Genomic DNA, 1,799 nt, shown 5'->3' with positions numbered 1-1,799 from the left:
GATCCGGATCGGCCAGGGTCAGGCGATTGATCGAGGTGACGGTGGCGCCGTGGACGATCCGCCGGATCGGGTGGTCCCGGGCGATGCGGTCCAACAGGCCACGATCCCGGACATCGCCCTGGACCAGGTCGAGGCGGTCGCCCAGCGGGGCGAAGAAGGCCGTGGCCATGGCATCGGGCGGGGCGACGTCGAGCACGACCGCCCGGGCCCCGGGATCGCTTTCCAGCCAGCGCCGGGCCAGGTTGCCCATGACGAAGCCGGTGCCGCCGGTGATCAGAAGTGTCATGTCCGCTCGCTTCCTGGCCGGTCTGGTGCGTTCCGCTAGCCCAACTTCCGAATTTGTTTGGCTATAATTGCCGATTTCGGCCCGAATTTGAGATCTCGGGCTAGGAAAAGGCAATGAAATCAAGGGTTGGGTCTTGCGACAGCTCATTGTAGTGAATAATTATGTTGTCTTCTCTATTGTATCTCTGCGATTTCTGTGATCTGTAGTGGTAATGTACCTGCGACAATCCAAGCGCCGCTACAAGGGCAAGACCTACTCCAGCTACGTTCTGGTCGAGTCCGTGCGCACCCCCAAGGGGCCGCGCCAAAAGACCGTCTGCACGCTCGGCGATCTGGGCCCGCGCTCGCGCGCGGACTGGCTCGAGCTGGTGCGCAAGGTGGAAGCCGCGTTGTGCGCCCAGGGCGAGATGTTCGAAGCGCAAGACGACCGCGAGGTCCGCGAGATCGTCGCCAAGATCGAGGTCAGACGCGCCGAGCAAAGCGCCCAAGGGAGCGCCTCCGGGGCGCCGGCTTCGGATCAGGGCCTGATCAGCGTCGACCCGGCCGGGGTCGGCAGCGAGCGCCATCGCTCGGCCGGGGCGGTGCACGTGGGTCACCAGTTCTGGCGGCGCCTGGGGCTGGATCGGATCCTGGCCGATCTCGGCTTGGACGAGCGGAGCTGCAAGCTGAGCTGCGCGATGGTGCTGAACCGCTTGATCGCGCCCTCATCGGAGCATGCCATGCCGGCCTGGTTCCGGACCACGGCGCTACAGGACATCCTGGGCCTCGAGCTGGAGGATCGGGACGAGGACTGGCTCTATGCCAACATGGACAAGCTGGAGCCTCACCGTCAGGCGATCGATCGGGCCCTGGCGGCGCGCGAGCGCAGCCTGTTCGATCTGGACTCCCAGATCTATCTCTACGACGTGACCTCGACCTACTTCGAGGGTCAGGCCAAGGCCAACCCCAAGGCCAAGCTGGGCCATTCCCGTGACAAGCGCCCGGACGGCAAGCAGGTTCTGATCGGCCTGGCGCTGGGCCGCGAGGGCTTTCCCCTGGGCCACGAGATCTTTGCCGGCAACCGCCAGGACCGCAGCACGCTGGGCGAGATGCTCGACCGGCTGCAGGCCAACCTGGGCCTGCGCAAGGGCGCGACGGTGGTGGTCGACCGGGGCATGGCGTTCGATCAGAACCTTGAGCAGATCACTTCGCGTGGGCTGCATTACCTGGTCGCCATGCGCCAGAGCGAGCGCGATCCCTGGCTGGCCGAGTTCGCCGATGAGGGCGACTTCGTCCCGGTCCATCGGCCCACCTCGCCGACCAATCCGGCGCAACGCAAGAGCCTGGTCAAGGTCAAGAGCCGGCGCCAGGGCGATCAAACTCATGTGCTCTGCCACAGCAGCGAGCGGGTCGAGAAGGACCGGGCGATCCGGGACAAGCAGGAGGCCCGCCTGAAGGCCGACCTGGCGCGCCTGCAGGTCCGCATCGACAAGCGCCGGCTGATCCAGCCGGTCAAGATCGGCGAGGCGATCGGG

The 1,799-nt window shown here is 65.9% G+C and carries 2 protein-coding genes; one reads left to right on the top strand and one right to left on the bottom strand.

The window, feature by feature from the left end:
• Positions 1–286: NAD-dependent epimerase/dehydratase family protein (locus GY769_16945; protein MCP4203609.1), on the bottom strand; the 286-nt coding region annotated here is incomplete at its 3' end.
• A 211-nt stretch (positions 287–497) separates the two neighbouring features.
• On the opposite strand from GY769_16945, the gene GY769_16940 reads away from it, so the two are divergent.
• Positions 498–1,799, top strand: a 1,302-nt coding sequence (locus GY769_16940; GenBank protein ID MCP4203608.1) for an IS1634 family transposase, incomplete at its 3' end; no start/stop codon positions are given.

The organism is bacterium (assembly GCA_024224155.1).
GTDB lineage: Bacteria > Acidobacteriota > Thermoanaerobaculia > Multivoradales > JAHEKO01 > CALZIK01.
This window is presented reverse-complemented; position numbering and strand designations above follow the sequence as displayed.